Origin of the sequence: Rhizobium changzhiense (genome assembly GCF_013087625.1) — a bacterium.
GTDB classification, from domain to species: domain Bacteria; phylum Pseudomonadota; class Alphaproteobacteria; order Rhizobiales; family Rhizobiaceae; genus Rhizobium; species Rhizobium sophorae.
Window position 1 is genome coordinate 41,687 of the sequence record NZ_JABFCQ010000004.1, and the last position, 25,040, is coordinate 66,726.

General features: G+C 61.2%; 26 protein-coding genes. 15 read left to right on the forward strand and 11 right to left on the reverse strand.

What is annotated here, in order from left to right; translation table 11 throughout:
- Positions 1–185 precede the first annotated feature (185 nt).
- Positions 186–1,244, forward strand: coding sequence for an aldo/keto reductase (locus tag G9X68_RS20360; RefSeq protein ID WP_171603975.1), 1,059 nt, complete (start codon positions 186–188; stop codon positions 1,242–1,244).
- A 202-nt stretch (positions 1,245–1,446) separates the two neighbouring features.
- Positions 1,447–2,490, forward strand: a complete 1,044-nt coding sequence (locus G9X68_RS20365; protein WP_171603976.1) for a DUF2278 family protein — start codon at positions 1,447–1,449, stop codon at positions 2,488–2,490.
- A 40-nt stretch (positions 2,491–2,530) separates the two neighbouring features.
- On the opposite strand, the gene G9X68_RS20370 is transcribed toward G9X68_RS20365, so the two are convergent.
- The gene (locus G9X68_RS20370) at positions 2,531–3,751 is read right to left on the reverse strand and encodes an aminotransferase-like domain-containing protein (protein WP_171603977.1); all 1,221 of its coding nucleotides are present in this window, start codon (positions 3,749–3,751) and stop codon (positions 2,531–2,533) included.
- 268 nt (positions 3,752–4,019) lie between these two features.
- On the opposite strand from G9X68_RS20370, the gene G9X68_RS20375 reads away from it, so the two are divergent.
- From G9X68_RS20375 to G9X68_RS20400, 6 genes are all read left to right on the forward strand, one after another.
- Positions 4,020–5,120: a branched-chain amino acid aminotransferase gene (locus G9X68_RS20375; protein ID WP_171603978.1), complete on the forward strand. Its 1,101-nt coding sequence runs from the start codon at positions 4,020–4,022 to the stop codon at positions 5,118–5,120.
- A gap of 341 nt (positions 5,121–5,461) precedes the next feature.
- Positions 5,462–5,671 (forward strand): AbrB/MazE/SpoVT family DNA-binding domain-containing protein, encoded by a 210-nt coding sequence (locus G9X68_RS20380; RefSeq protein ID WP_003541204.1) that lies wholly within the window; start codon positions 5,462–5,464, stop codon positions 5,669–5,671.
- Positions 5,671–6,048 (forward strand): type II toxin-antitoxin system VapC family toxin, encoded by a 378-nt coding sequence (locus tag G9X68_RS20385; RefSeq protein WP_171603979.1) that lies wholly within the window; start codon positions 5,671–5,673, stop codon positions 6,046–6,048. The genes G9X68_RS20380 and G9X68_RS20385 overlap by 1 nt, the downstream gene beginning before the upstream one ends.
- A 118-nt stretch (positions 6,049–6,166) precedes the next feature.
- Positions 6,167–6,418, forward strand: coding sequence for a ribbon-helix-helix domain-containing protein (locus tag G9X68_RS20390; RefSeq protein ID WP_171603980.1), 252 nt, complete (start codon positions 6,167–6,169; stop codon positions 6,416–6,418).
- Positions 6,402–6,737 carry a type II toxin-antitoxin system RelE/ParE family toxin gene (locus G9X68_RS20395; RefSeq protein WP_024320838.1) on the forward strand — a complete coding sequence of 112 codons (336 nt, stop codon included), beginning with the start codon at positions 6,402–6,404 and terminating at the stop codon, positions 6,735–6,737. Before G9X68_RS20390 ends, G9X68_RS20395 begins: the two co-directional genes overlap by 17 nt.
- A complete protein-coding gene (locus G9X68_RS20400) occupies positions 6,727–7,314 on the forward strand; it encodes a class I SAM-dependent methyltransferase (protein WP_171604353.1) in 588 nt (195 codons plus the stop codon). The genes G9X68_RS20395 and G9X68_RS20400 overlap by 11 nt, the downstream gene beginning before the upstream one ends.
- Positions 7,315–7,356: 42 nt before the next feature.
- Here G9X68_RS20400 and G9X68_RS20405 read toward each other — a convergent pair whose 3' ends face one another.
- The 3 genes from G9X68_RS20405 to G9X68_RS20415 form a co-directional block, all read right to left on the reverse strand.
- Complete coding sequence (locus tag G9X68_RS20405) at positions 7,357–8,118, reverse strand: hypothetical protein (protein WP_171603981.1); 762 nt, start codon at positions 8,116–8,118, stop codon at positions 7,357–7,359.
- A gap of 92 nt (positions 8,119–8,210) precedes the next feature.
- Complete coding sequence (ilvC, locus tag G9X68_RS20410; RefSeq protein WP_003560822.1) at positions 8,211–9,230, reverse strand: ketol-acid reductoisomerase; 1,020 nt, start codon at positions 9,228–9,230, stop codon at positions 8,211–8,213.
- A 49-nt stretch (positions 9,231–9,279) separates the two neighbouring features.
- A complete protein-coding gene (locus tag G9X68_RS20415; protein WP_020050738.1) occupies positions 9,280–9,945 on the reverse strand; it encodes a TetR/AcrR family transcriptional regulator in 666 nt (221 codons plus the stop codon).
- Between the two features lie 141 nt (positions 9,946–10,086).
- Between G9X68_RS20415 and G9X68_RS20420 the strand changes: the two genes are divergently transcribed.
- Positions 10,087–10,566, forward strand: coding sequence for a hypothetical protein (locus G9X68_RS20420; RefSeq protein WP_171603982.1), 480 nt, complete (start codon positions 10,087–10,089; stop codon positions 10,564–10,566).
- Positions 10,567–10,588: 22 nt separating this feature from the next.
- A complete protein-coding gene (locus G9X68_RS20425; protein ID WP_171603983.1) occupies positions 10,589–10,954 on the forward strand; it encodes a DUF4087 domain-containing protein in 366 nt (121 codons plus the stop codon).
- A gap of 84 nt (positions 10,955–11,038) precedes the next feature.
- Here the strand turns inward: G9X68_RS20425 and G9X68_RS20430 are convergent, their stop codons facing one another.
- The 3 genes from G9X68_RS20430 to G9X68_RS20440 form a co-directional block, all read right to left on the reverse strand.
- On the reverse strand, positions 11,039–12,721 hold the full coding sequence (locus tag G9X68_RS20430) for a hypothetical protein (protein ID WP_171603984.1): 1,683 nt from the start codon (positions 12,719–12,721) through the stop codon (positions 11,039–11,041).
- Positions 12,721–13,779, reverse strand: a complete 1,059-nt coding sequence (locus G9X68_RS20435; protein ID WP_171603985.1) for a glycosyltransferase family 2 protein — start codon at positions 13,777–13,779, stop codon at positions 12,721–12,723. The genes G9X68_RS20430 and G9X68_RS20435 overlap by 1 nt, the downstream gene beginning before the upstream one ends.
- A gap of 97 nt (positions 13,780–13,876) precedes the next feature.
- The gene (locus G9X68_RS20440) at positions 13,877–14,785 is read right to left on the reverse strand and encodes an AraC family transcriptional regulator (RefSeq protein WP_171603986.1); all 909 of its coding nucleotides are present in this window, start codon (positions 14,783–14,785) and stop codon (positions 13,877–13,879) included.
- Between the two features lie 204 nt (positions 14,786–14,989).
- On the opposite strand from G9X68_RS20440, the gene G9X68_RS20445 reads away from it, so the two are divergent.
- Positions 14,990–16,036, forward strand: a complete 1,047-nt coding sequence (locus G9X68_RS20445) for an NAD(P)-dependent alcohol dehydrogenase (RefSeq protein ID WP_171603987.1) — start codon at positions 14,990–14,992, stop codon at positions 16,034–16,036.
- Between the two features lie 190 nt (positions 16,037–16,226).
- Here G9X68_RS20445 and G9X68_RS20450 read toward each other — a convergent pair whose 3' ends face one another.
- The 3 genes from G9X68_RS20450 to G9X68_RS20460 all read right to left on the reverse strand — a co-directional run bounded on the left by G9X68_RS20450 (position 16,227) and on the right by G9X68_RS20460 (position 20,429).
- Complete coding sequence (locus tag G9X68_RS20450; RefSeq protein WP_171603988.1) at positions 16,227–18,173, reverse strand: elongation factor G; 1,947 nt, start codon at positions 18,171–18,173, stop codon at positions 16,227–16,229.
- A 417-nt stretch (positions 18,174–18,590) separates the two neighbouring features.
- The gene (locus tag G9X68_RS20455) at positions 18,591–19,856 is read right to left on the reverse strand and encodes an NAD(P)/FAD-dependent oxidoreductase (protein ID WP_171603989.1); all 1,266 of its coding nucleotides are present in this window, start codon (positions 19,854–19,856) and stop codon (positions 18,591–18,593) included.
- A gap of 108 nt (positions 19,857–19,964) precedes the next feature.
- Entirely contained in the window at positions 19,965–20,429 is a 465-nt protein-coding gene (locus tag G9X68_RS20460; protein WP_168310066.1) for an Lrp/AsnC family transcriptional regulator, read from the reverse strand.
- Positions 20,430–20,587: 158 nt separating this feature from the next.
- Between G9X68_RS20460 and G9X68_RS20465 the strand changes: the two genes are divergently transcribed.
- The 4 genes from G9X68_RS20465 to G9X68_RS20480 all read left to right on the forward strand — a co-directional run bounded on the left by G9X68_RS20465 (position 20,588) and on the right by G9X68_RS20480 (position 24,477).
- Complete coding sequence (locus tag G9X68_RS20465) at positions 20,588–21,307, forward strand: aspartate/glutamate racemase family protein (protein WP_171603990.1); 720 nt, start codon at positions 20,588–20,590, stop codon at positions 21,305–21,307.
- Positions 21,308–21,555: 248 nt separating this feature from the next.
- Entirely contained in the window at positions 21,556–22,473 is a 918-nt protein-coding gene (locus G9X68_RS20470) for a bifunctional helix-turn-helix transcriptional regulator/GNAT family N-acetyltransferase (protein WP_171603991.1), read from the forward strand.
- A 61-nt stretch (positions 22,474–22,534) separates the two neighbouring features.
- On the forward strand, positions 22,535–23,158 hold the full coding sequence (locus tag G9X68_RS20475) for a TetR/AcrR family transcriptional regulator (protein ID WP_171603992.1): 624 nt from the start codon (positions 22,535–22,537) through the stop codon (positions 23,156–23,158).
- A gap of 110 nt (positions 23,159–23,268) precedes the next feature.
- A complete protein-coding gene (locus G9X68_RS20480; protein WP_171603993.1) occupies positions 23,269–24,477 on the forward strand; it encodes an MFS transporter in 1,209 nt (402 codons plus the stop codon).
- Between the two features lie 9 nt (positions 24,478–24,486).
- Here the strand turns inward: G9X68_RS20480 and G9X68_RS20485 are convergent, their stop codons facing one another.
- On the reverse strand, positions 24,487–24,903 hold the full coding sequence (locus G9X68_RS20485; RefSeq protein ID WP_171603994.1) for a winged helix-turn-helix transcriptional regulator: 417 nt from the start codon (positions 24,901–24,903) through the stop codon (positions 24,487–24,489).
- Positions 24,904–25,040: the final 137 nt, after the last annotated feature.

A 25,040-nucleotide genomic window follows, 5' to 3' on the forward strand; every position in this document is an offset into this window, starting at 1 on the left:
TTCCGTCGACAAGCCGATGACATATTGTACGATCTGCCGCCCGGCTCGTGATCGGCCATAGCCGCCGCAAGGCCGGAAGATGCCGGCGTCAGAATCTTGCCTAAGCCTCACGCTGCCGTGAACACGCCGCCATTGCCATCTCTGAGCGTTGAGGTACGTCAGCCTCGTTTAAAGGAGGAGTTTCAATGGAATATCGTCTGCTTGGCCGTTCCGGCCTGAAGATTTCGACATTGACCATGGGCACGATGACCTTCGGCGGCGTCGGTTGGGCGAAGATGGTCGGCGATCTCGGCATCACCGAGGCGAAAAAGATGATCGATATGTGCATCGATGCGGGCATCAACCTGATTGACACCGCCAATGCCTATTCATCAGGCGAATGCGAAAACATCATCGGTGACGTGCTCTCCGGCAAGCGGCCGCAAGGCGTGCTGCTCGCCACCAAGGCCCGCTTCAGCATGGGTGACGGCCCGAACGACCAGGGCCTGTCGCGCTACCACCTGATCCGCGAATGCGAGGCGAGCCTCAAGCGCCTGAAGACCGATGTCATCGACCTTTACCAAGTACATGAATGGGATGGTCAGACGCCGCTCGAAGAGACGATGGAAGCCCTCGACACCCTGATCAGGCAGGGCAAGGTGCGTTATGTCGGCTGCTCGAATTATTCCGGCTGGCACATCATGAAGGCGCTCGGCATCGCCAACGAGCACAGATACCAGCGCTTCGTCAGCCAGCAGATCCACTATACGCTGGAAGCCCGCGACGCCGAATATGAACTGCTGCCGATCTCGATCGATCAGGGCCTCGGCGTGCTGGTCTGGAGCCCGCTCGCCGGTGGCCTGCTCTCCGGCAAGCATCGCCGCAACCAGGCAGCGCCCGAAGGTACGCGCCAGTTCGCCGGCTGGACCGAACCGCCGATCCGCGACGAGAACCGCCTCTGGAATATTGTCGAGACGCTGGTCGCGATCGGTGAGGAACGCGGCGTTTCGGCCGCTCAAGTTGCGCTTGCCTGGCTGATCGGCCGCAAGGCAGTGACCTCGGTCATCATCGGCGGCCGCACCGAAGCCCAGTTCCGCGACAACATCGCCGCCGCCGAGCTGAAACTCACGGACGAGGAGCGCAAGCGCCTCGACGCGGTCAGCCTGCCGCCGGTGATCTATCCCTACTGGCACCAGCTGAACACGGTTAGCGACAGGCTGAGCGAAGCCGATCTCGAGCTTTTCGGACCGCATCTGGAGCAATAGGCGATAGCGGATCAAGCATTGCACGGCGAAAGACAAAGCATGTCGCGCAAAAGTGTGCAGCGGTTTTGCGACCACGACATGCTCAAATCAAAGACCTAAAGTGTGGCAGGCGAATCTGAAAGATCGCGCCATACTTTAGCCGTCACAAAAGATGCACTTTCGCCGTGTTACCGTCAGATCCCGCCACCCCGCGAGGTTCTCCATGCTGAAGAATTACAAGGTCCTGAAGGGCACGGCGAGCGCACTCGCCCTCGACGACGACAACGATCCCCATATCGAGATCCGCATCGAGGCGGACGGCGTCAGCTACCGGATCGCGCTGAATGTCCGCTCGAAGATGTCGCCGCACGATCTGCTCTATGCCAACATCGTCGATTTCAAGCATCCGGCACTGACGGACGCGCTCGAAGCCCTGCCGATGGGCCTGACCGACATCCGCAAGGACCGTCCGGAGCTTGCGATCGACTACGTCCGCGGCGGGCTGATCGAGCGCGAGGACATGAATGTCGCGCCCTTCCAGCTCTCCGGCCCGAAGAACGATCTCAGGGAATTCATCGAGCCGATCGTCGAGGAAGGCATTGCCGATTCCGACATCCATTTCTATGCCTTCGGCGAGGCCTGGGGCCCCGAGCACAATAAGCCCGACCAATATTTCGATTTCGAGCCGGGCAACGGCATCCACGACATCCACATGAACCAGGGCGATGGCGGCAGCTTCAAGGCCACCAACGGGCCGAACCAGGACGGCGCGCTGCTCGTCCATTTCAACGATACCGACGAATGGGCGGCGATCTTCCTCTGCTTTCAGTCGCAGAACTGGAATACCGATGCAGCGACCGGCCATCCGGTTTCCGACAGCCGTGGCGGCCAGGGCCGCGGCGAAGGCACACGCCGGCCGCAGCCGATCGTCGCCTCGTCGCTGCGCATCGTCGCCGCGCTGATCAACCCGGTCAACGGCGAAGGCGGCACCGAGGCCGAAACGGTAACGATCATCAACCGCTCCGACATGGAGGCATCGCTCGAAGGCTGGAAGCTGGAGGACGAAAACGGCAGGACCCAGACGCTGTCGGGATCGCTGAGCGCAGGCGAGCTGCGCACCATAGCGCTCGATGCCGCAGCCGGCGGCCCGCAGCTTGCCAACCGGGGCGGTGACATCATTCTGCGCAATGCCGACGGCGCCGTTGCTGATCGGGTCGGCTACGGCAAGAGCGAGACGGCGAACGAAGGCTGGACGACAATCTTCTGATCGGCGCCCTGCCCTTGATCCGTCAGCCGGGCGGCTGGAGTCAGCCGCCGATTTCGGCCGAGATCAGCGCGCTCAGGCGGCCGATGCCATCCTCTATCATCTGCTCGTTGGCGCAGGAGAAGCTGACGCGGAAGGTGTTGGCGCCGGAACCATCGGCGAAAAACGCCTTGCCGGGCACGAAGGCGACCTTGGCGGTTTCGAGCGATTTCGCCAGCAGCTTGGCGCCGTCCATGCCCTCCGGCAGCGTGATCCAGATGAACATGCCGCCCTCCGGCTTCGTCCAGCTGGTGCCTTCAGGCATGTATTTGTCGAGGGCGGCCAGCATGCAGTCGCGACGCTTGATGTAGGCAGCCTTGATCTTGGCGACCTGCGCGTCGAAGCCGCGCTCGGCGACATCTGATATCGCCATCTGGTTGATCGTCGAAGAATGCAGGTCGGCCGCCTGCTTCATCAGCACCAGCTTGCGGATGACGGACGCATTGGCGACGATGAAGCCGACGCGAAGGCCGGGCGCCAGCGTCTTCGAGAAGCTGCCGCAATAGATCGTGCGCGTATCGTTGATATGGCCCTTCTCGGCGATTTCGAGCGCCAGGATCGGCGGAATCGGCTCGCCGTCGTAACGCAGCGACTGGTAGGCCGCATCCTCGATGACGGCGATGTCGAGATCTTCGGCGAGCGCCAGCACCTTGTTGCGGCCGTCAAGATCGACGGTCTCGCCGGTCGGGTTGGAAAAGTCTGCGGAGAGATAGGCGAACTTCACCTTGCCGCCGGCAGCGGAAGCGGACGCGCGGTAGGACTCGGGCGTCCGGTTGCCGTTCGGCGTCAGCTGGTCGTAGGCCGGTTCATAGGCGTTGAAGGCCTGCAGCGCGCCAAGATAGGTCGGCCACGTCACGAGCGCGGTATCACCAGGCGACAGAAAGAGCTTGCCGAGATAATCGAGGCCCTGCTGCGAGCCGGACACGATGAAAACATTGTCGAGTTCACAGGGGATGCCGAGAGTCGCCATCTGCCCGACCAGCCATTCGCGCAGCGGTTTGTAGCCCTCGCTGACCGAATATTGCAGCGCCGCGTTGACAGCGGCGCCGTCGAAGATATCGGCATAGGCCTGCTTGAATTCCTGATCGGGAAAGAGCGCCGGATCCGGAATGCCGCCGGCGAAAGAGATAATGTCGGGCCGGTCGAGAAGCTTCAAGAGTTCGCGAATCTCGGATGCGCGCATGCGCGACGAGCGCGACGCAAACATGGTGTCCCAGTTCAGCATGGGGTTTCCTCGTATTTTCTATACCGTCGACAAACCATGCGGCGGAAATTATGTCAATAATGCTGACCTATTTTCTTGTCATGATGACAAGTGTAGACGCCATCCCATATCGAAGACGCTCGATCCCGAATTTGCTGCTCGACGTCAGCCACTCCAAGCGATTATTCCTCTGATCGATGCCGAAACCGGCTGATTCAGACCTTTCCAAGACCGGTCCGGCGGCAGTAGTGTCGCCGCCACTATTCAATTTACTATCAAGGTGCCAGCAATGACCGCGACGACGACCGTTCCTGAAATCAAAATCGAATTGCACAAGTCTCCCGTCTCCGACGCCGACCGCATCCAAGCGCTGGAGACGCCCGGCTTCGGCAAGGTCTTCACCGATCATATGGTCCTGGCACGATGGACTGCCGACAAGGGCTGGCACGATGCGAAGGTTACGCCGAGGCGTCCTCTGGAGCTCGATCCTGCGAGCGCTGTGCTGCACTACGCTCAGGAAATCTTCGAAGGCATGAAAGCCTACAAGGCAGACGATGGCCGGATTTTGCTCTTTCGGCCAGAAGAGAACGCCCGCCGCTTCGCGCAGTCGGCGACCCGCATGGCTATGCCTCCTGTGCCCGAAGAACTCTTCCTGAAGGCGGTCGAAGAGCTGGTCCGCGTTGACAAGGCCTGGATTCCATCCGGCGACGCCAGCCTCTACCTGCGCCCCTTCATGTTCGCCAACGAAGCATTCCTGGGCGTTCGTCCGGCTCAGGAATATGTCTTCTGCATCATCGCCTCTCCGGTCGGCGCCTACTTCAAAGGCGGTGCGAAGGCGGTCTCCCTATGGGTCGAGACCGAATACACCCGTGCCGCCGCCGGCGGCACCGGTGCTGCAAAATGCGGCGGAAACTACGCAGCCAGCCTCGTGGCGCAAGCGGAAGCCGCGAAGAAGGATTGCGATCAAGTCGTCTTCCTGGACGCAGCAGAGCATCGCTGGGTCGAGGAACTCGGCGGCATGAACGTCTTCTTCGTGATGAATGACGGATCGGTGGTGACCCCGCCTCTTGGCGGCACGATCCTGCCGGGCATCACCCGGGCCTCGGTGATCGTGCTCGCTGGAGAAAAGGGCTTGCGCGTCGAGCAGCGTCCCTACTCCTTCGCGGAATGGCAGGCCGACGCTGCCAGCGGCAAGCTCGTCGAAGCCTTCGCTTGCGGCACTGCTGCGGTCCTGGCGGGCATCGGCCTGGTTCGACATGCCGGCGGCGAGTTTCTGGTCGGAGACGGACAGACCGGCAAATTGACCAGCGAACTGCGCCAGCAGCTCGTCAGCCTGCAGAAAGGCGTAACGAACGATGAGCGCAGCTGGACGCGCCTTATCCCGGCCTGAACTCCGGACGCTTCGCGCAACGGCGGCGTCAACACCGACATGGTGGGCGCCGCTCTCCGCCTCGCCCCGCAAAAGCCGCCCGGGCTGGCGGTCTATTCCGCCTCGCCGAAGTTCGTTTCGATCTGCAGATACGATGTTCTTCGAGCCGACAGCCATTAAGCAATCCGCGGATCTCTTTCGAAACCGGGCACCGCCCGGTTTTTTGTTGCCGAGTCAGCCGGGAAAACCATCGTCAAGTTCCCATTTGGCGACCGAGATAGCACCAACGCCAAAAACGGTTCGCCATTGACCGATGCCAAGTGAATTCTTACTATCCACTAATCGATAGAGGAAAGGTAAGAATGGCAACCGCAACCCTCTCTACAAAATTCCAGATCTCCATTCCCAAAGAAGTGCGCGAACAACAGCACTGGTCGGCGGGACAGGAATTCGTGTTCATACCCAAAGGCAAAGGCGTATTGCTGATGCCGGTCCCGACGCTTGCCGATCTTCGCGGCATCGCCGAAGGCGCAGACAACAAAAACTACCGCGACCGGAACGACCGTTTCTGATGCGCGTGATCGACAGCTCCGCATGGATAGAATGGCTGACGAAAAGTGCTGCCGGAACCCGGCTGCAGGCCGAAATCCCGGAACGCGATCAATGCATCGTTCCGACGATCGTGCAGCTCGAGCTTTGCAAATGGCTAGGACGCGAAAAGGACGAGGAAGCCGTCGACAGCTTCATCGCTTATACCGCGACATGCATGGTTGTTGCTCTCGACACAACGCTTGCTCGCCGGGCTGCCGAAATATCGGCAGCCCATAAACTCGCCACCGCCGATGCGATCATTTATGCGACCGCGGAGCGCCACGATGCCGACATCCTGACCTGCGATGCCCATTTTAAGGATCTCGAACGCGTCATCTATATCGATAAAAAAGACTGATCCGCATGTGACCCAAGCCCTCGACGACTGGGCACAACGCTTCTATCACAAACGGGGAAATGATAATCTGGCATCTGGAGTGGCTGAAAACCGGCATGTGCAGGCGGCACCGAATCCAATGGCGAAAATGACGATCTCGCTTCCGGATCATCTGGCGGAATACGTCGAAAACCGTGTCGCAAGCGGCAGATACAGCAGTGCCGACGCATTCCTGGCGGAGCTTATTCTGAAGGATCAGCTCCATCACAAGCTTGACGACGAAGAACTGCGCAACATTCTGAGACAGGCTGAGGAAAGCGGCCCGAGCGAGCGGCGCATTCCCGACATCCTGTCGGAAACGAAGGCAAAGCTGCGTGACAACCACCTATAGGCTAACCCGAACCGCAGACGCAGTGCTATCAGGCATTGACGAATATGCTTGCCTCAATTTCGGCGAGGCGCAGGCAGACGCCTATCTTCTCGACTGGGACAGGATTTTCGTGCTTCTTTCGCATGCTCCCTCCATGGGAGAAGAGTGCGACGAACTTGGCGCTGGCCTTCGCCGCCTCCTCCACATGCGTCACGTCGCGTTCTACCGGGTGACGTCAGAAGGGATTGTCGTCATTGACATCATCGACGCCGACCGGCTTCCTGAAAGACATCTTCAATCCAACCGACGCCCGCGATCGGCCGAACAGCATGCCTCTTAACCGCACCTCCGCCTTCTATGAGGAAAATGCCGAGACATACGCCAAGCGGGCGCGCAGCCTGCCGAAGCAACAGCTCGATGCCTTCCTCGCCGGGCTTGCGCCGGGTGCGGCAATCCTCGAACTCGGCTGCGGCGGCGGACAGGACAGCGCCTACATGCTGTCACAGGGTTTCGACGTGACGCCGACGGATGGCTCGACCGAGCTTGCAAGACAAGCGGAAGCGCTGATCGGCAGGCCGGTCAGGGTCGTGCTGTTCCAGGAGCTCGACGCCGACAGCGCCTTCGACGGTGTCTGGGCGCATGCAAGCCTCCTTCACGTCCTAAGGCCTGAGCTGCCCGACGTCTTCGCCCGCATCCGGCGCGCCTTGAGAACCGACGGCGTCATACATGCGAGCTTCAAGGCAGGCGAAGCCGAAGGCCATGACGGCTTCGGGCGTTATTACAACTATCCCTCCGCCGAATGGCTTTCGGAGCTTTTGACGAAAGGCGGTTGGCGGAACATCGCCATCAGCGAAAGCGACGGCGGCGGCTATGACGGCAAGCCAACCCGCTGGCTCACCGTCGGCGCGCAAAGATAAAGGCCAGAGCTTCCGCTCCGGCGGGGCATCACGCCTATTTTCTCACTCCGACGCCCCAACGCGAGAAGGCAGACGTCGCAATTCTCTGATTTCATCGAGGAGACGATCGATAATCCAGTGCTGTTGCGGCGGTATCGCATCGATCAGCCCGATGAATGCATTCTCAATCACCTCCCCCTTGAACCATTCAAGGACGAGATCGCGCTTTTCCCACGCGACATCCTGCCAAAAACCACTGCCCCTGTAGAGACTTTTAAGATCGGCACCGGCAAGCTGAATGAAAGCGTTCGGCGTCGGCTGTTTCAGCCACAAATCAAGGCATGCCTGGAATTGAAGATCGAGTCTTGCCATCGCCACGATCCAGTCCCAAGCAGAAGCATCGAAATCGGGATCCTGCAGCCTCCTATAAGTCCAGGCCGAATAGAAAAAATTCGCGACCGCTGTCTGTTTAGCTATCGGCCATTGTTGCCAGTCGCACAATAAAAGCTTGGAAGCGATAATGGGCGGCTCGAAGCCATACGTGGAAGGGCTGAGGACGGCACAATGGAGGATACGCGGCAGGAGGTGTTTGAAATCATCCGCCGAGCCAACAGTCGTTATAGCGCTTGCCACATACTGGCCCAACTCTGCCGCATCGATCTCCCGCAAAGGCGCTGATTTGAATGCAGCGAGAATGTTCTCGGCGTCGCGTAGCGGCGAAGCGTCCAGCGAAGATGGGAACGGATATTCTAGAAATGCTGGATAGAGCGCCCTGAGGCTATCTTCAAGGTCCTGCTCTGCCGAGCGCATGATCGCTTCAAACACATCAGATCCAATATAGCGGCTACGGACGCACGAATGGCAAAAGAGGCCGGCGCTTTCACTCCGGCCTCCCAGTTTTATTTCACCGGAACCGCTTAGTTGACCGACTTGTCGACCAGCTTGTTCTTGCCGATCCAGGGCATCATGCCGCGCAGCTTGGCGCCGACTTCTTCGATCGGGTGGCTGTCGTTCAGGCGTCGAATGCCCTTGAAGCGCGAGCCGCCGGCGCGGTATTCCTGCATCCAATCGGACGTGAACTTGCCGGTCTGGATGTCCTTGAGGACGCGCTTCATCTCGGCCTTGGTCTCGGCAGTGATGATGCGCGGACCGGAGACATATTCGCCCCACTCGGCCGTGTTGGAGATCGAGTAGTTCATGTTGGCGATGCCGCCTTCATAAATCAGGTCGACGATCAGCTTCACTTCGTGCAGGCACTCGAAATAGGCCATTTCCGGCGCGTAACCGGCTTCGGTGAGCGTTTCGAAACCGGCGCGAATGAGCTCGACGAGACCGCCGCAGAGAACGACCTGTTCGCCGAAGAGGTCGGTTTCGCACTCTTCGCGGAAGTTGGTTTCGATGATGCCCGAACGGCCGCCGCCGACGCCGCAGGCGTAGGAGAGAGCGAGTTCAAGCGCATTGCCGGAAGCGTTCTGGTGAACGGCAACGAGGCAGGGAACGCCGCCGCCCTTCTGGTATTCGCCGCGAACCGTGTGGCCCGGGCCCTTCGGTGCGATCATGACGACGTCAACCGAAGCCTTCGGCTCGATGAGACCGAAGTGAACGTTGAGGCCGTGAGCGAAGGCGATGGCTGCGCCATCGCGGATGTTGCCAGCGATGTCGGCCTTGTAGATGTCGGCCTGCAGTTCGTCCGGGGTCGCCATCATCATCAGGTCCGCCCAGGCGGCAGCTTCGGCAACCGTCATGACCTTGAAGCCATCGGCTTCGGCCTTCTTGACGGTCGGCGAACCGGCCTTGAGTGCGATGACGACATTCTGGGCGCCGCTGTCCTTGAGGTTCAGTGCATGGGCACGGCCCTGCGAACCATAGCCGATGACGGCGACCTTCTTGGCCTTGATGAGGTTGAGATCGGCATCACGATCGTAATAGACGCGCATTTGAAGTTCCTTCCCTTTGCTTGTCTTGTTGACTGTCATTAAAGCGGAATCAGCCGAGAACCGGCATCTCCGCCAGAACCTTGTCCGTGCCATAAAGCCTGAGGAAGGCGGTCACCGCCCTCTCCGCCTGGCGTGCGGTATCCTTGAGGCCTGGTTCGCCGAGCAGCATGCGCACATGCAGGTCGGAGACAACAAGGCCGTAAAGCGTGTGATAAGCCTCGTCGGCATCGGCAAAACGCAGGAGCCCTGCCCTTTTGCCGGCGTCGATCAGCGCCATGGCGCGCCGGTCGATCTGGCGACGGCCGCGCTCGAGCAGCAGCTTGCCGAGTTTCGAGCCGTCGCGGTTCGACTGCCCGATCGCCAGCCGGTTGAGCGCCAGCGAGACGTCGCCGGCGAGCACCTCCAGCAGGTCACGCGCGAAAATGACGACATGGTCATGCAGGCTCGCCGCCGTCAGCCGCTCGCCGTTGCGCTCGAAGGTACGCACCTTGCTCGCCTGATAGGCGATCATCGCCGATAGCAGCCCGTCGCGATCGCCGAACCATTTGTAGAGGCTTTCCTTCGAACAATTGGCAGCACGCGCCACGCCCGAAGTCGTCAGCGCCTTCTCGCCGCCATCGACGAGCAACTGCAGCGCCTGCTCCAGAACGGCGTTCTGGCGCGGCGAAAATTCGCTCGGCTCTGCGGTATCGACGGACACGATCATAGCTCCCATATACGTACCGTACGGTACGGTTCGCGAAATTTATGCGATAAACAGATCAGGTCGTCAAGAAGCCTGGATAGATTTTTTTAATACGTGAAACCGCGATGAAAGACCAGAATTGGATAGGCGCGAATCCTCGGCGATCGCATAATGTCACGCTACGCCATTTGCCCGGAGGCTTCGATGTCACGCCTTTCTGCAGCCCTTCTCCTGCTCGGAGCAATCCTCCTTGCCGGCTCAAGCGCTCTCGCGCAGTCCGACAGCGACGTCTATAATCGCATCGAGGAACTGCACGGCGATGCAGCAAGCTTCGACCCGCCGCTGCGCCAGCTTGTCAAGGCGATGCACTCGGGCGACGCCGAGACCATCGCCGGCCTTGCCGAATACCCGCTGACGGTCAAGGCCAATGGTGAGACCTACGACGTCGAGAACGCCGAGGATTTCATCAACAATTTCGATGATCTGGTGACGCCGGAAACGCGCAGCGCCGTCGGACGCCAGCAATACGAGGATCTTTTCGTCAACAGCGACGGCGTCATGCTGGCCGGCGGTGCCATCTGGATGGGCGCGATCTGCGAGGACAACGCCTGCGAGGCGAGCCATTGGGCGATCACCGCAATCAACAACTGATAACTTTCGAGGGTAAAAGGCAATGAGATACCGGATAGCCGCCGCGGTCATGATCGCAGCTCTTGTCGTCGCAGCCAATGCGCAGGCCGCCGAAACGCGCTGCGGCTGGATCGAGAATCCGACGCCCGCCAACTGGTGGCTGGAGGACGCGGAGAACACCTGGACGATCATGACCCAGGGCGACGATGCCGGCGAAGTGGAAGGCATGGAGCTGATCTCCGACATCTCCGAACATGACTATGTCAGAACCAACGGCAATTACGGCTATGCATGCGCCTGCATGAATGTGGAAACGGATGGCAAGGACCGCATCACCCGCATCCTCTCCTTCCGCCAGCTAAAGCTCGCCAAATGCCGTGCCGACAAGGCGCTTAAATTCCCCGGCTGACTAGCGCCTCACCCGAAAGCCGGATGGCGGCCCCAATCATGACCCAATCGTCCAGAGGCAAATCGGTCCACGAAGAGCCCCGACCTACGACGCCCTGGCGCAGCCGATGGGGATTGAGAGAGGCTCCGCCGGCATCGCCTTGTCGATTGCGTAAAGCTTCGCGAAACCGGCATCTTCGAGCAGCGTCAGGCCCGCCGGCATCAAGGTGTCGACATAGCGGTCGGGGATATCGGCATTGGCTACGAGGACGAAATCGAAACGTCTGCGCCAATCCGACAGGTAAGGCGTAAAGTTTCTATATTCCTGCATCATTGCCGGGCATGAAAGCACGCCGATCGACAGCAGATTGCCCTCGGGAACCGCGATCTCGGACCATGGCGACAGAACGGATAGCGGCTGCTTGCCTATTGCCGTGAAGAGCGTCGGCACGAACGCATGCGAGAAGGGCACGGCAAGCGTCGGCAGGTGCCGGAAAGTATCCAACCCCCAGGCGAAATGCCGGTTGGAGTGGGCAAGACCGCTCACTGTCTCGGGTTCATGTCCCAGAGGCAGCACGGCTGCACCGGCCGGCACCTTTTTAAGCACAGTCTCGACGGCGGCAACATCCTTCTGTGCCAGCCACCAGTTCCAGCCGACCCAGCCAGTGCGGCCGAAGACAGCGAGATTGATGATGAGCGCCAGCAACAGCGCTTGCCGGCGCGTGAGATTGGCGAAGGGGCACACCATCGCCATGGCGACGAGCGCAGTCATGATCGGAAAGCGCCAACTGATCCATCCGGTGCCGAGCATGTGGCGAGGCGAAACACAAGACAGAAGCAGCAGGCCGCAGGCGGCGACGGCAAGCCCCGCATGGATGCGGATGTCACCGGCGCGGACGGCACGCGTGGAGATGAGGATCAACGGCAGAACCAGCACGACATCCACCACCGGCACATAAGTCGTGATGGCGGAGAGCAGATTCAGGACGATCAGGACGATGCCGTCGTTCCAGGCAAGGCCAAGGCCGTCGCCGCCGGCGTTGGGCAAAGCCGCCGTATGGAGATAGAGCGCGAGCGGCGGCAGGACGCAGGCGCCGAGCGCCAGCGCCAACCGGCCGGCGAGCCTGATCAGAGCCGCCTTCGATCGCACGATATCGATGCGCCAGGAAAATTCGAGGCCGCAGACAATCGCTATATAGAAGCCAAGCGCGAAGAGATGCATCACCGTCAGCAGCAGCGCGGCGGCGAGCCGCCAGGCAAAGACCAGGGCGGGATTTCTGCGCTGCAGCTGCAGATCGACGCAGGCGAAGGCGAGCGCCATGCCGAGGCCGATCTGGAAGTTGATGAAGCCGCCGATCATGGTGGCGCACCAGCTAAGCGACAGCATGGCGGTCTGCCAATGGTGACGGCCGCCGAACAGCGCGCGGTGCAGGCCGATTGCCCCGAGCGGCGGCAGCAGGATCGCCAGGAAAAGCAAAGCCCGCGCAAGCCTGTCGGCACCGACGAGCGGCCCCAGCCAGGTGGCCAGAACGTCGATCCCGACATTGGTGAAGGTGCGGTTCCAATCGACTGCATAGATCTCAGGAAACGGCTGCTCGCCGATCCCGCCCGAAAGGAGCCAGATACGGGCGTAGTGATTGGCGTAATCGAGAACCGGCGGAAAGGGAAACACGAGAACCAAAGCCGCGGCAAGCCCGACGAAAGCGACGATAGCAACGGTGGAATCCTGCCTGGCGATCGATTCCTCAGGCCCGGCTGCGGCCACAGCAGGCGCGGCAATCCGGTCCATTATCCGATCCGGCTGTTCTTTTGCGAGCGCGGCGGCTCTTCGGATGCAAAGGCCGCACCCAGCGCGGCGCGCTTGTCGCTGGCGCTCATCTCCGAGAAAGCGATCGACAATTCTGCCTGTTCACTGCCGCGCACGATCGTCTCGACCATGAACATTGGCCGCTTCTTGCTCTCCTGTACCAGACGGCCGAGATACTCGCCGATGATGCCGATGCAGATCAGCTGGATAGCGCTGAAGGCGCTGACCGCGGCCATGATCGACGACCAGCCGGTCACCGTCTCGCTTTGCAGCCAGCGAATGAAGGTGTAGACGAGCAACGCCATCGCGACACCCGCGCTCATCATGCCAAGCCATGTGCTGATGCGCAGCGGCGTCGTCGAGAAGCTGGTGATCGCATCGAGAGCGAAATTGATCATCTTTCGCAGAGGATATTTCGTCGTGCCGGCAAAACGGGCGTCACGCTCGTAGGGGAGCGCCACCTGCCTGCCACCGATCCAGCTGACCATGCCGCGGATGAAGCGATCGCGCTCCGGCATCGCCAGCAGGATATCGACGACGCGCCGGCGCATCAGCCGGAAATCGCCGGTATCGCGCGGAATGGTTACGGAAGCGAGCTTGGACAAAGCGCGGTAGAAAAGCGAAGCGGAGGCCAGCTTGAACCAGCTTTCGCCCTGACGGCGCGTACGCTGACCGTAGACGACGTCGGCGCCGCGCTCCATGATCGGCATCATCATCAAAAGCAGCTCGGGCGGATCCTGAAGATCGGCATCGATCAAAAGCACGCGCTCGCCCCGCGACGCGGAAAGACCCGCCGTCGCTGCCAGCTGGTGGCCGTGATTGCGCAGAAGACGAACACCGAGCACCTGCGGTATATGAGCCGCCAGATCCGAAATAATCTCCCAGGTGCGGTCGGATGAGCCGTCATCGACGAGAATGAGTTCGAAAGCATCACCAGTGACACTCTGCGCTGCAGCAGCGGCGCGGCGGCAGAACTCACGCAGCCCCTCCTCCTCGTTGTGACAAGGCGCGACGATTGAAAGTAACGGTGCTTGCGTCATGCTGACGTCGGTGCCTGCTTGATGTTTGGCGCCAGCCTAGCCCGGAAAGGTCAAACATCCTTTAATGGCTGGCCGGCATCGCCGGCGTCCTTCAGCGCTATTCCGCCGCGATCATCTCGCGCACGCCGTCGACATCGCGGGCCGGCGAAGCGCCGTAGAGTCGGCTGTATTCGCGGCTGAACTGCGACGGGCTCTGATAACCGACGCGATGGCCGGCCGTGCCGGCGTCGAGCCGCTCGACCAGCATCAGCCGGCGCGCCTCGTGCAGGCGAAGCTGCTTCTGATATTGAACGGGCGTCATCGCCGTGACCGACTTGAAGTGATGGTGGAAGGATGACACGCTCATATTGACGCGCTCGGCAAGATCTTCGATGCGCAGCGGCCGCGCGTAATTCTCCTTCAGCCAGGCAACGGCGCGGGCGATCCTGTTGCTGTGGCTGTCGGCTGTGGCGATGTTGATCAGCCGCGCGCCATCCGGCCCAGTCAGCACCCGATAGAGGATTTCCTGCTCGATCAGCGGCGCCATGGCAGGAATGTCGCCTGGACGATCGAGCAAGCGCAGCAGGCGGACGGCGGCATCCAGAAGCTCCGGCGGAGCGACGTTCACCGCCATCCCGCGCTGCCCGTCGGTATGGGCGGCCGGGCGCGGAATATCGATGCGGCTGAGCAACTCCAGCAGCTTTTCCGAGTCGATTGCCAGCCCCAGGCAGAGATGCGGAACCTCAGGGCTTGCCTCCGTGACGCGCCAGGCGACCGGCAGGTCGAGCGAGGTCAGCAGATAGTCCCCGGTCCCGTAGCTGATAAGTTCCGTGCCGAGGCGCAGGCTCTTGGCCCCCTGCAGCACAAAGGCAAAACAGGGCCGGTAGCTGCTGTGCAGCGGATCGCTGGGCTTGGACCGACGGCTGATGTGAAGATTGCCGATATCAGTCGTAAACTCGCCGTCACCAGCCGCGAAGCGCATCGCGATATCGACAATTTCCTGATAGGGGCTGAAGGGCAAAGTCATGCGGCAACTCTTTCTGTCAACTGTCTGACGCCGGCGATACCGCTCTTATCTAGAGTGCCTTGGCCATTTCGCAAACAGGCCGGCGCCTCACTTTTGCAGGATCGTGCAAAAAGCTGAGAGGATCGCTCTAGCTCTCTGACGCAGTTCCAGGCGATAGTCCACCATCTCTTTCAACCCCCACCACAATCGAAAAGGATGGTTCCTATGCCTATTGCAAGAGGCTACGCCGCGACCGACGCTTCCAAGCCGCTGACCCCTTTCACCTTCGAACGCCGCAACCCGAACCCCGATGACGTCGTTATCGACATCAAGTTTGCCGGCATCTGCCATTCGGACATCCACACTGTCCGCAACGAATGGAAGAACGCCGTCTATCCGATCGTGCCGGGCCATGAGATCGCCGGCATCGTCTCGGCTGTCGGTTCCGATGTGACCAAATTCAAGGTCGGCGATCGCGTCGGCGTCGGCTGCTTCGTCGATTCCTGCATCGGCTGCGCCGAGCGAGACCTCGATCGGGAACAGTATATGCCCGGGCTCGCCGGCACCTACAACGACTTCGAAGCCGACCGCAAGACACGCACCCAAGGCGGCTATTCCGACTCGATCGTGGTTAGGGAAGGCTATGTTATGTCCATTCCGGACAATCTGCCGCTCGATGCCTCCGCGCCGCTGCTCTGCGCCGGCATCACGCTCTACTCGCCGCTGCGCCACTGGAATGCCGGTCCCGGCAAGAAGGTCGCGATCGTCGGCATGGGCGGTCTCGGCCATATGGGCGTCAAGCTTGGCGCCGCCATGGGCGCCGATATCACCGTTCTGTCCCAGAGCCTTTCCAAGAAGGAAGATGGGCTGAAGCTCGGCGCCAAGGAATACTACGCCACCAACGACCCCGAAACCTTCACGAAGCTCGCCGGCTCTTTCGACCTGATCATCTGCACCGTCAGCGCCGAGATCGACTGGAATGCCTATCTCGGCCTCCTGAAGGTGGATGGTTCATTCGTGGTGGTTGGCGCCCCGGAAAACCCGATCCCCGTGCATGCGTTCTCGGTCATCCCCGGCCGCAAGAGCATTTCCGGCTCGATGATCGGCTCGATCAAGGAAACCCAGGAAATGCTCGACTTCTGCGGCGAGCACAACATCGTCTCCGAGATCGAGAAGATCAACATCCAGCAGGTCAACGAAGCCTATGAACGCGTCCTGAAAAGCGACGTCCGCTACCGCTTCGTTATCGACATCGCCTCGCTGGCGGCTTGAGGAAATGGAAGGCGGCTCGCAAGGGCCGCCTTTTTTGATACCGGCATTCTCCACACGCCCTCATGCTGAGGTGCGGCCGCGCGACAGCTGAATCCTGTACCGGCGTTCCGTGTGGCACCCCCTCTGCCCTGCCGGGCAGAGGGGGTAACCACACGGCATACCCGTGCTCTGCGGGCACCCATCGCACCCTTCACACACTCCCCCGCAGACGCAACAGATATTCCGCACCATTGAACGGATCAGGCCCCGAACGCCCACGCAAGCGCGGCGGGCCGGCGGCCGGGGCATAATGATCGAAAGCGGTTTCCATGGTCCCCGCCCCGCTCGTCAGCCCCGGCAATTGCTGCTGGACGCTTTGGATCATCTGAGACGCCATGGTGCCTTCGAGCCGAGCGACGCCATCGACGATCGCCGAATCCGTCGTCGTCGCGGCGGATTTCGCAAGCAGGGTCAGCACGCCGCTCAAGCTCTCCGCGGGCGCTTCGAGATGAAATCGGTCGATCGGTTCGCATAGGACGGTTTGCGCGGCCGACAGTGCATCTGCCAGCACCCAAGGCGTCAACTGTCGGAAATCGGCGGCGGTGCTTGCCGGCGAACTGTGCCGGGCTGCGGTCATCGCCACGTGGCAATCGATGATCTGCCAGCCGAAAATACCCTGCTTCAGCGTCTCGAACACAGTTTCTTCGACCGCCCTGTAAAAGCTGGCAGGCATCTGGCCTACGTCCACTTCAAGTGCAAAGCTGTTGCCTGCCCCTTCTCTACGCGGTTCGACGCGTAGACCGACGGTGGCGAGAAACGGATTGGGCTCCTTGAAGAGGATCTGCAGGCCTTCCCCGGTTCCCGCAAGCCTTTCCACGAAGATGACCGTGCTTTCCTCAAACCTAGCCTCGAGACCGAAATCCGCCAGCAGGGTCGATTGGACGACCTCCTTCTGCACCTCGCCATAGAGCGATACGAAGATGTCGTCCGCATCGTCGTTCCGGCGCAGATTGATCAACGGGTCCTGTTCGGCCATCTGGTTCAGCGCCAGCCAGAGCGCCGCCTTGTCGGAGGGGCGCCGGGCAAGGACGCGAGTTTCGAGGCTGGGCGGGGCAAACTGCGGCCGGCCGCCCGCGAGCAGGTCGCCGCCCACCGCATCGCCGATCCGTGCGCCGGCAAGGCCGCCTACGCGCGCGATCTGCCCGGCGCGGAAGCTTGCCGCGCCATGAACCCTGCCGGCCTCGAAAACCTCGATCGCGGTCACTCTATGCGGGCCTTTGGGCAAATCCAGATATTGCCGCAGCCGGACCGTGCCTGACGTCAGATACGTATAGGCCAGCTTTTCACCGCCCCAGCCGCGTTCGATCTTGAAGATTGTTCCGGCAATCGGCCCGTCCGGATCGAGGCGCCGGCCGGGCAATATCGTCGCAATGGCCGATGTCAGGGCCGGCACGCCGACGCCGGTCGTTGCCGCACCTGCGAAGACAGGATGCACCAGACCGCTCGCGACCTGATCGGTCAGGCAGCGTTCAAGCCTATCCGCCGTCAGGCGATCGGGCGTCAAGACGTAATCGTCCAGCAGCACCTCGTCATTCTCCGCGAGCGCTTCGCAGAGCGGCGTGAAAAGCGGTTCGCATCCGGGAGACAACGCCTCGACCCTGGCAAGCCTGCTGCCGGCATCGATCACGGAAGACATGGCGATGGGACGAACGAGCAATTGGCTGGCAAGAGCCTTCAGTACGTCCTGATATTGCGCGCCGAGACGATCGACCTTGTTGACGAAGAAGATGAAGGGAACGCCAAGCCGCCGCAGCGCCCGCACCAGCACCCGCGTTTGGGCCTGTACGCCTTCGACCGCCGAAACGACGACGACCGCGGCATCCAGCAATCCGAGCACCCGCTCGACCTCGGCGATGAAATCCGGGTGACCGGGCGTGTCGATGAGATTGACGTTCCTGTCGCCGATCGTGAACGACACCACCGCGGCTCTGATCGTGATGCCGCGTTGCCGTTCGAGTTCGAGAGTGTCCGTTTGTGTATTGCCGGTATCGACGCTGCCGAGCTTGTCGATAACGCCGGCATCAAAAAGCAGTCTTTCGGTAAGGCTAGTCTTGCCTGCATCCACATGGGCGAGGATGCCCAGATTCAAAGTGCGCATGAACCACCAACTTCTCAGAATTTCGAATGTGATTTTCGTGAGAAGTGAATCGGCGCATTGGAACCTCTACCTGATGACAGGACAGCTGGATGCGTAACTCCCGGTGGTTGGGAGACGCGGGCGGAATGCTAAGGGTGAGTGTGGAGATATGTCAAGCGGGGCGTACCCCTGCTTGGAAGCGGCGGCCGTCTGGATCGACGCTGCGGCAAGCACACCGATCGGCCCTCATCGTGAGGAGGCCCACAGGGCCGTCTCGAACCACGATGGCGGGTGATTGGGTGGGTGTGTGCTGCAATCACTGGGTGAAGCGGCGGTGGCCGGCCCGTCCTTCGAGTCCCCTTCGGGGCAAGGATGAGGCCGGAGAGACGTCGCATTCCGGGGGCACGGCAGGATCGCCGTGGACGCACCGCAGCATATCTACCCCTCCTCCCGCATCGTCTCCTTCTGCGTAATCAGCCGGGCACTGTGCTGGCCGCTGAGGTAGATCCACAGCCAGCTCCAGGCAACGGAGAAGCGCGAGCGGGTGCCGATCAGGAAGTAGATGTGGGCAAGGCCCCAGATCCACCAGGCGATCCAGCCCTTCAGTTTGATCCGGCCGAAATCGATGATCGCAGCACTCTTGCCGATCGTCGCCAAGCTGCCCTGATGCCAGTAGCGGAAGGGCGCCGGCGCGGGTTTGCCGGATATGCGGGCGCGGATCACTTTGGCGACGTAACCACCCTGCTGCTTGGCGGCGGGCGCAATGCCGGGCACCGGCTTGCCGTCCTCGCGCATGACGGAGGCGGTATCGCCGACGACGAAGACGTCGGGCAGACCAGGCGCGCTCAGATCCTTCTCGACCACGACGCGCCCTGCCCGGTCGGCTGCAACACCAAGCCACCGCGCCGCCGGCGAGGCGGTGACTCCGGCTGCCCAGACGATCGTCCGGCTGGGAACGAAGGTCTCGCCGATCTTCACCCCGTCGGCGTTGCACTCGGTCACCGGTTGGCCCAGATGGATCTCGACCCCGAGTTTCTCCAGCGCCTTCTGCGCATAGGCCGAAAGCTCTTCGGCGAAGGTCGGCAGCACCCGCGGGCCAGCCTCGACCAGCACGACGCGGGTCTTGCGCGTATCGATGTTGCGGAATTCCTTGGGCAGCGTGAAATGCGCAAGTTCGGCAATGATGCCGGCCAGCTCGACGCCGGTCGGCCCGGCCCCGACGATGGTGAAGGTCAAAAGCGCATCGCGCACGGCAGGATCGGCCTCCATCTCCGCCTTCTCGAAGGCAAGCAGCACGCGCCGGCGGATCGTCGTCGCATCCTCCAGCGTCTTCAGGCCGGGCGCCACCGGCTCCCATTCGTCATGGCCGAAATAGGCATGCGTCGCTCCGGTCGCCAACACCAGCGTATCGTAACGAAGAGTCATGCCGTTGCGTAAGGAAACAGTCTTCGCAACGCTGTCGACACCCGTGACCTCGCCGAGCAGCACCGTCACGTCAGGCCGGTCGGCATAAAGGCGGCGGATCGGCCAGGCGATCTCCGAGGTGGAAAGAATGGTGGTCGCCACCTGATAGAGCAGCGGCTGGAAGAGATGGTGATTGCGCCGGTCGACCAGCGTGATCTTGACGCCCGCCCCCTTCAACCCGTTGACAAGCTGCAGCCCGCCGAAACCGCCGCCGACAACGACGACATGATGATCGCTCATGACCTACCCCTTTGCGCCATTTCGCTCAAAGCCAATGTGGCCTTCGCCGCGAAGGTTGCAACTGCCGTTTCGGCATAGCTCCCCTGCATCCCGGTCGGTGGAGCCGACTCAATCGGCATATCCGACGGGGATCGCCGTGCCGCCCTTCAGATGCTCCATCGAGATCGACGCTGAAACATCGAAAAGCTCGATCTTGCGGACGATCTGCTTGTAGATCACGTCGTAATGCTCGACCCGCGGCAGCACGATCTTCAGGATATAGTCGTGATTGCCGGTCAGACGGTGCGCCTCGACGATCTCGGGAATGTCACTGATGATCCTGCGGAAGCTTTCCGTCCATTCGTCGGAATGGTGCGCCGTCTTGACCAGCGCGAAAACTGTCGTCGGCACGCCCATCTTTTCCCGGTCGAGCACGACGATGCGCCGGGCGATATGGCCGCTCTCCTCCAGCCGCTGGATTCGCCGCGAGCAGGCCGATATCGAAAGCGCCACGCGCTCGGCAAGATCGGTCACGGATATGCCCGCATCCTTTTGCAGCATGTCCAGAATGCGTCTGTCGCGATCATCAAGCATGTGTCGAACATCTACCTCTCGCCTATTTTTTGCATGATTTCATAAAATGGCGCAAAATTCCATCACATGGATGATGAGAGAGACAAACAAAGCAAACACGCCGCGTCGAGAGTGCGGCATCATTTTCTAAAGTTCAGAAGCATGGAGAGCATGAAGAGATGGAAACGATCGGCCTGATCGGCGGCATGAGTTTCGAAAGTTCGGCGGTCTACTACCGCCTCGTCAACGAGATGGTGCGTGACCGCAAGGGTGGCCTCGCCTCGGCCGAACTCATCCTGCATTCGGTCAACTTCGAGGAGATCGTCACCCTTCAGAAGGCCGGCGACTGGGATATGGCTGCCCGCCGCCTCGCCGATGTGGCTCTGCGCCTGCAGATTGCCGGCGCCGGCTGCATCCTCATCTGCACCAACACCATGCATCTGATCGCCGACAAGGTCGCAGACAAGATCTCCGTGCCACTGATCCACATCATCGATGAGACGGCGAAATCGCTGCATGCGGCCGGTCGCAAGCGCCCGCTGCTGCTTGCGACCCGCTACACGATGGAGCACGGCTTCTACAGCAATCGTATGAAGAGCCTTGGCCTCGATATCATGGTGCCCGATGCTGGCGACCGCACGACCGTGCACGACATCATCTTCAACGAACTCTGCGCCGGCAAGGTGCTCGACAGTTCGCGTCAAAAACTGTTCGATATCATTGCTCGCGCCGTCGAGAACGGCGCCGACAGCATCATCCTCGGCTGCACCGAAATCTGCCTGATCCTCGACCCCGACCACCTGCCGTTGCCGGGCTTCGACACCACCGCGATCCATGCGCGCGCGGCGGTCGATTTCGCGCTTGGCGCGGACGAGACCGCGGAAGAGGAAGCGGCCTGACATCGCCCCGCTCTTGGGATCAGCAATTTAATTGACTCAGTCAACTAAATGCACAACAAAGTCTTCGTTCAGAGATCTTTGCCGGACTGCTGACAAAGTCGGCCAACACCTCTGTCGTCATGCTCGGGCTTGTCCCGAGCATCTGCAACCGATGTAGCAGATCCTCGGCACAAGGCCGAGGATGACGCCGAGTAAAGAGCGAGGTTTGTCAGCAGTCTGACAAAGATCTCCATCTGGAGATCTTTGTCATGTCCGATATCGCCCTTATCGAAACCGCTCGCGATTTCAACCGCTTCTATACGAACTTCCTCGGCCTCTTGAACAAGGCCTATCTCGACACCCCCTTCACGCTGACCGATGCCCGCATCCTCTTCGAGATCGGCTCGCATGACGGTGTCAGCGCCGTGGCGTTAGCCCGCGACCTGCATCTCGACGCCGCTTATCTCAGCCGCATCCTCAAGCGTTTCCGCGCCGAGGGGCTGATCGAAACCAGCCCCGATCCAGCCGACCTGCGCAGCCAGGTCATCATTGTCACCGATCGGGGACGAGAGCAGTTCGAAGAACTCGGCCGGCGCGCCAATGCGCAGATCGCCGCCCGGTTCGACAATCTTGCCAGCGGCGAGCCGGAGGCAGCGGTCTCCGCGATGCACACCATCCGCGCCCTCCTCGACCCCACGGCAAAGCCCGCACCGGCCATCATCCGCGCCCACCGCGCCGGAGATATCGGCTGGATCGTTCAGAGCCAGGGCCGCTTCTACGCAGAAGAATATGGCTGGGATCTGCGCTTCGAGGCGCTGGTCGCCGAGGTCGCCGGAAAATTCCTCGCCAATTTCGATCCGGCCAAAGAATATTGCTGGATCGCCGAACGCGGCGGCATCAATGTCGGTTCGGTCCTCGTCACCGATGGCGGCAACGGCATCGCCAAGCTCCGCCTGCTCTATGTCGACAAATCAGCCCGCGGCCTCGGGCTCGGCAAGCTGCTGGTCGACCAATGCATCCGCTTCTCCAGGGAGAAAGGCTACCGCGAACTCTCGCTCTGGACCAACGACATGCTGGAGACCGCCCGCGCCATCTACGTCAAGGCGGGCTTCCGTCTTGTCTCCGAGGAGAGACATCGCATGTTCGGCCCTGAAGCGAACGGCCAGAACTGGGTGCTCGATCTCTGAATTTGCTGCGTCGCAGAAATTTCACTTGATTTGGAAACGTTCATTCCCTAATTAGGCGGTCATGACCGTTGACAGCCTCGTATCAGATGAAAAAACACGCAGCCGTGGTCGTCCGCGCGAGTTCGATATGGACGACGCATTGGATTCGGCCCTACGGGTCTTTTCCGAACGCGGCTACCACGCTACGTCGATCAGCGATCTGACCGAGGCAATGGACCTCGCCTCTGGCAGTATCTACAAGGCGTTCAAGGACAAGCGCGGCGTCTTCCTCGCCGCTTTTGGTCGTTATCGCCAACTCGGCCGGCGGCGTCTCGAAGCGATGATTGCGTCGGCGGAAACAGGCCGCGACAAAGTCTTCCAGATGGTGATGTATTATACGGAACTATCCCATGGCGATGCTGGTCGTAAGGGCTGCCTCGTCGTCGGCGGCGCCAATGATTTCGCCCTGCTCGACGACGAAACGGCCACCCACGTTGCAACTGCCTTCGCCGCAGACGAAAAGCTGATGGCTGGTCTCATCCGCATCGGCCAGGCCGACGGCACCGTCCCGACGACGGTGGACCCTGATGCCGCCGCCCTTACCTTTCTCTGCTTTACCAAGGGCTTGCGCGTGATTGGCAAGACAGGACGCAGCAGGCAGGAGATGGTCGCCGCAGCCGAAGCCGCGATGAAGCTCGTGACTTGAACAGTCCACACCGTGGACGAGAGAAATACCGGCATTCGGTCAAGGATCGGGTGGCCGCAGCCAGCATATTTGCATTCATTCCTTCCAATCTTTGAATACCGGAGTTTCCGATGAGCATTTCGGCCACGACACCCGATAAGGCCATTCCTAGGGCGCTATCCCCCTGGCTCACCTTCCTTTTTGCTGCCGCCTGCGGGTTGGTGGCCGCCAATCTCTATTACGGCCAGCCGCTTGCCGGCCCGATCAGTGCCGATCTCGGCTTCACGCCTGCCGCCACCGGCCTGATCGTCACGCTGACGCAGATCGGCTACGGCCTCGGCCTGCTGCTGATCGTGCCGCTCGGCGACCTCACCGAAAACCGCCGTCTGGTGCTGATGCTAATCGCCGTCTCGGCCGTTGCGCTCATCGGCGCGGCGCTGTCCTCGACACCCACGGCCTTTCTCGTCGCCTCGCTCTCTATCGGCCTTTCCTCGGTCGCAGTTCAGGTCCTGGTTCCCTTCGCCGCCAACATGGCGCCCGATGCAACGCGCGGCCAGGTCGTCGGCAACGTCATGAGCGGCCTGCTCTGCGGCATCATGCTGGCGCGCCCCTTCGCAAGCTTCGTCGCCGAAGCCTCTTCCTGGCATGTGGTCTACTACGTCACCGCGGGGCTGATGATTGTGCTCGCCGTCGTCCTGCGCGCCAACCTGCCGGTCCGCCTGCCGAAGACGAAGCTGCGGTATAGCGAGTTGCTCGCCTCCATGGCCCATCTGGCGCTGACTTCGCGCGTGCTGCAGCGCCGCGCCCTCTATCAGGCCGGCATGTTCGGCGCCTTCAGCCTGTTCTGGACGACGACGCCTCTGCTGCTCGCAAGCCCGGCCTTCGGCCTGACGCAGAACGGCGTCGCCCTCTTCGCGCTTGCCGGTGCTGCCGGCGCCGTCGCTTCGCCGATCGCCGGCCGGCTTGCCGATCGCGGCATGACGAGGATCGCCTCGACGATCGCCATGCTGCTCGGCATGGCCTCTTTCCTGATCAGCCATTTCGCGGGCGACGGCTCGCTCACCGCTCTCGTGCTCCTGACGGCGGCGGCGATCATGCTCGATTTCGGGGTAACGACCAATCTCGTCTGCGGCCAGCGCGCCATCTATGCGCTGAACCCGGAACACCGCAGCCGGCTCAACGGCCTGTTCATGGCGACCTTCTTTGCCGGCGGCGCGCTCGGCTCAGCGCTCGGCGGCTGGGCCTATGCAACTGGCGGCTGGACGATGACGGCCTGGATCGGTTTTGCTTTCCCGGCGCTGGCCTTCCTGCTGTTCCTGACGGAGGGGCGCGGCAAGTAGGAAACCAGCCTATTTGTCAGTGGCATCGAAATGCGAGCGGGCGGCGCGAACCGCCTCGTGGTTCGCTTCCGCCCAGTTCAGAAGCTGCGATAGCGGCTGGTAGAGCGATCGGCCGAGATCGGTCATCGAATATTCGACGCTCGGCGGCTTGGTCGGGAAGACCTCGCGATGGATGTACCCGTCCCTCTGCAGGTCGCGCAGCGTCTGCGTCAGCATGCGCTGCGAGATATCGGGGAGCATACGCCGCAGCTCGCCGAATCGATGGGGCTCGGCCGCCAGAACCTCGAGCAGCAGCGTCGACCATTTGCCGCCAATCTGCTGCATCATGTCTCTGACCGGGCAATTGCCGAAATCGAGACCGGCGAGATCGATCTCGCGCCGCGCGCCCGGCATCCTGTTCTTCAGACTGACGACCGCACCGCTCATCTGCTGGTTCCCTTTTGGTAACGTAGAGCCGAAAAACTGCCTCCTTTACACCGCCAAGTCAATTCCTATTCTAGTGTTACTCTCTTTTCGAGACCACCGGCACAACACAGCCAATACAGCACAGAAGGAAACGACGT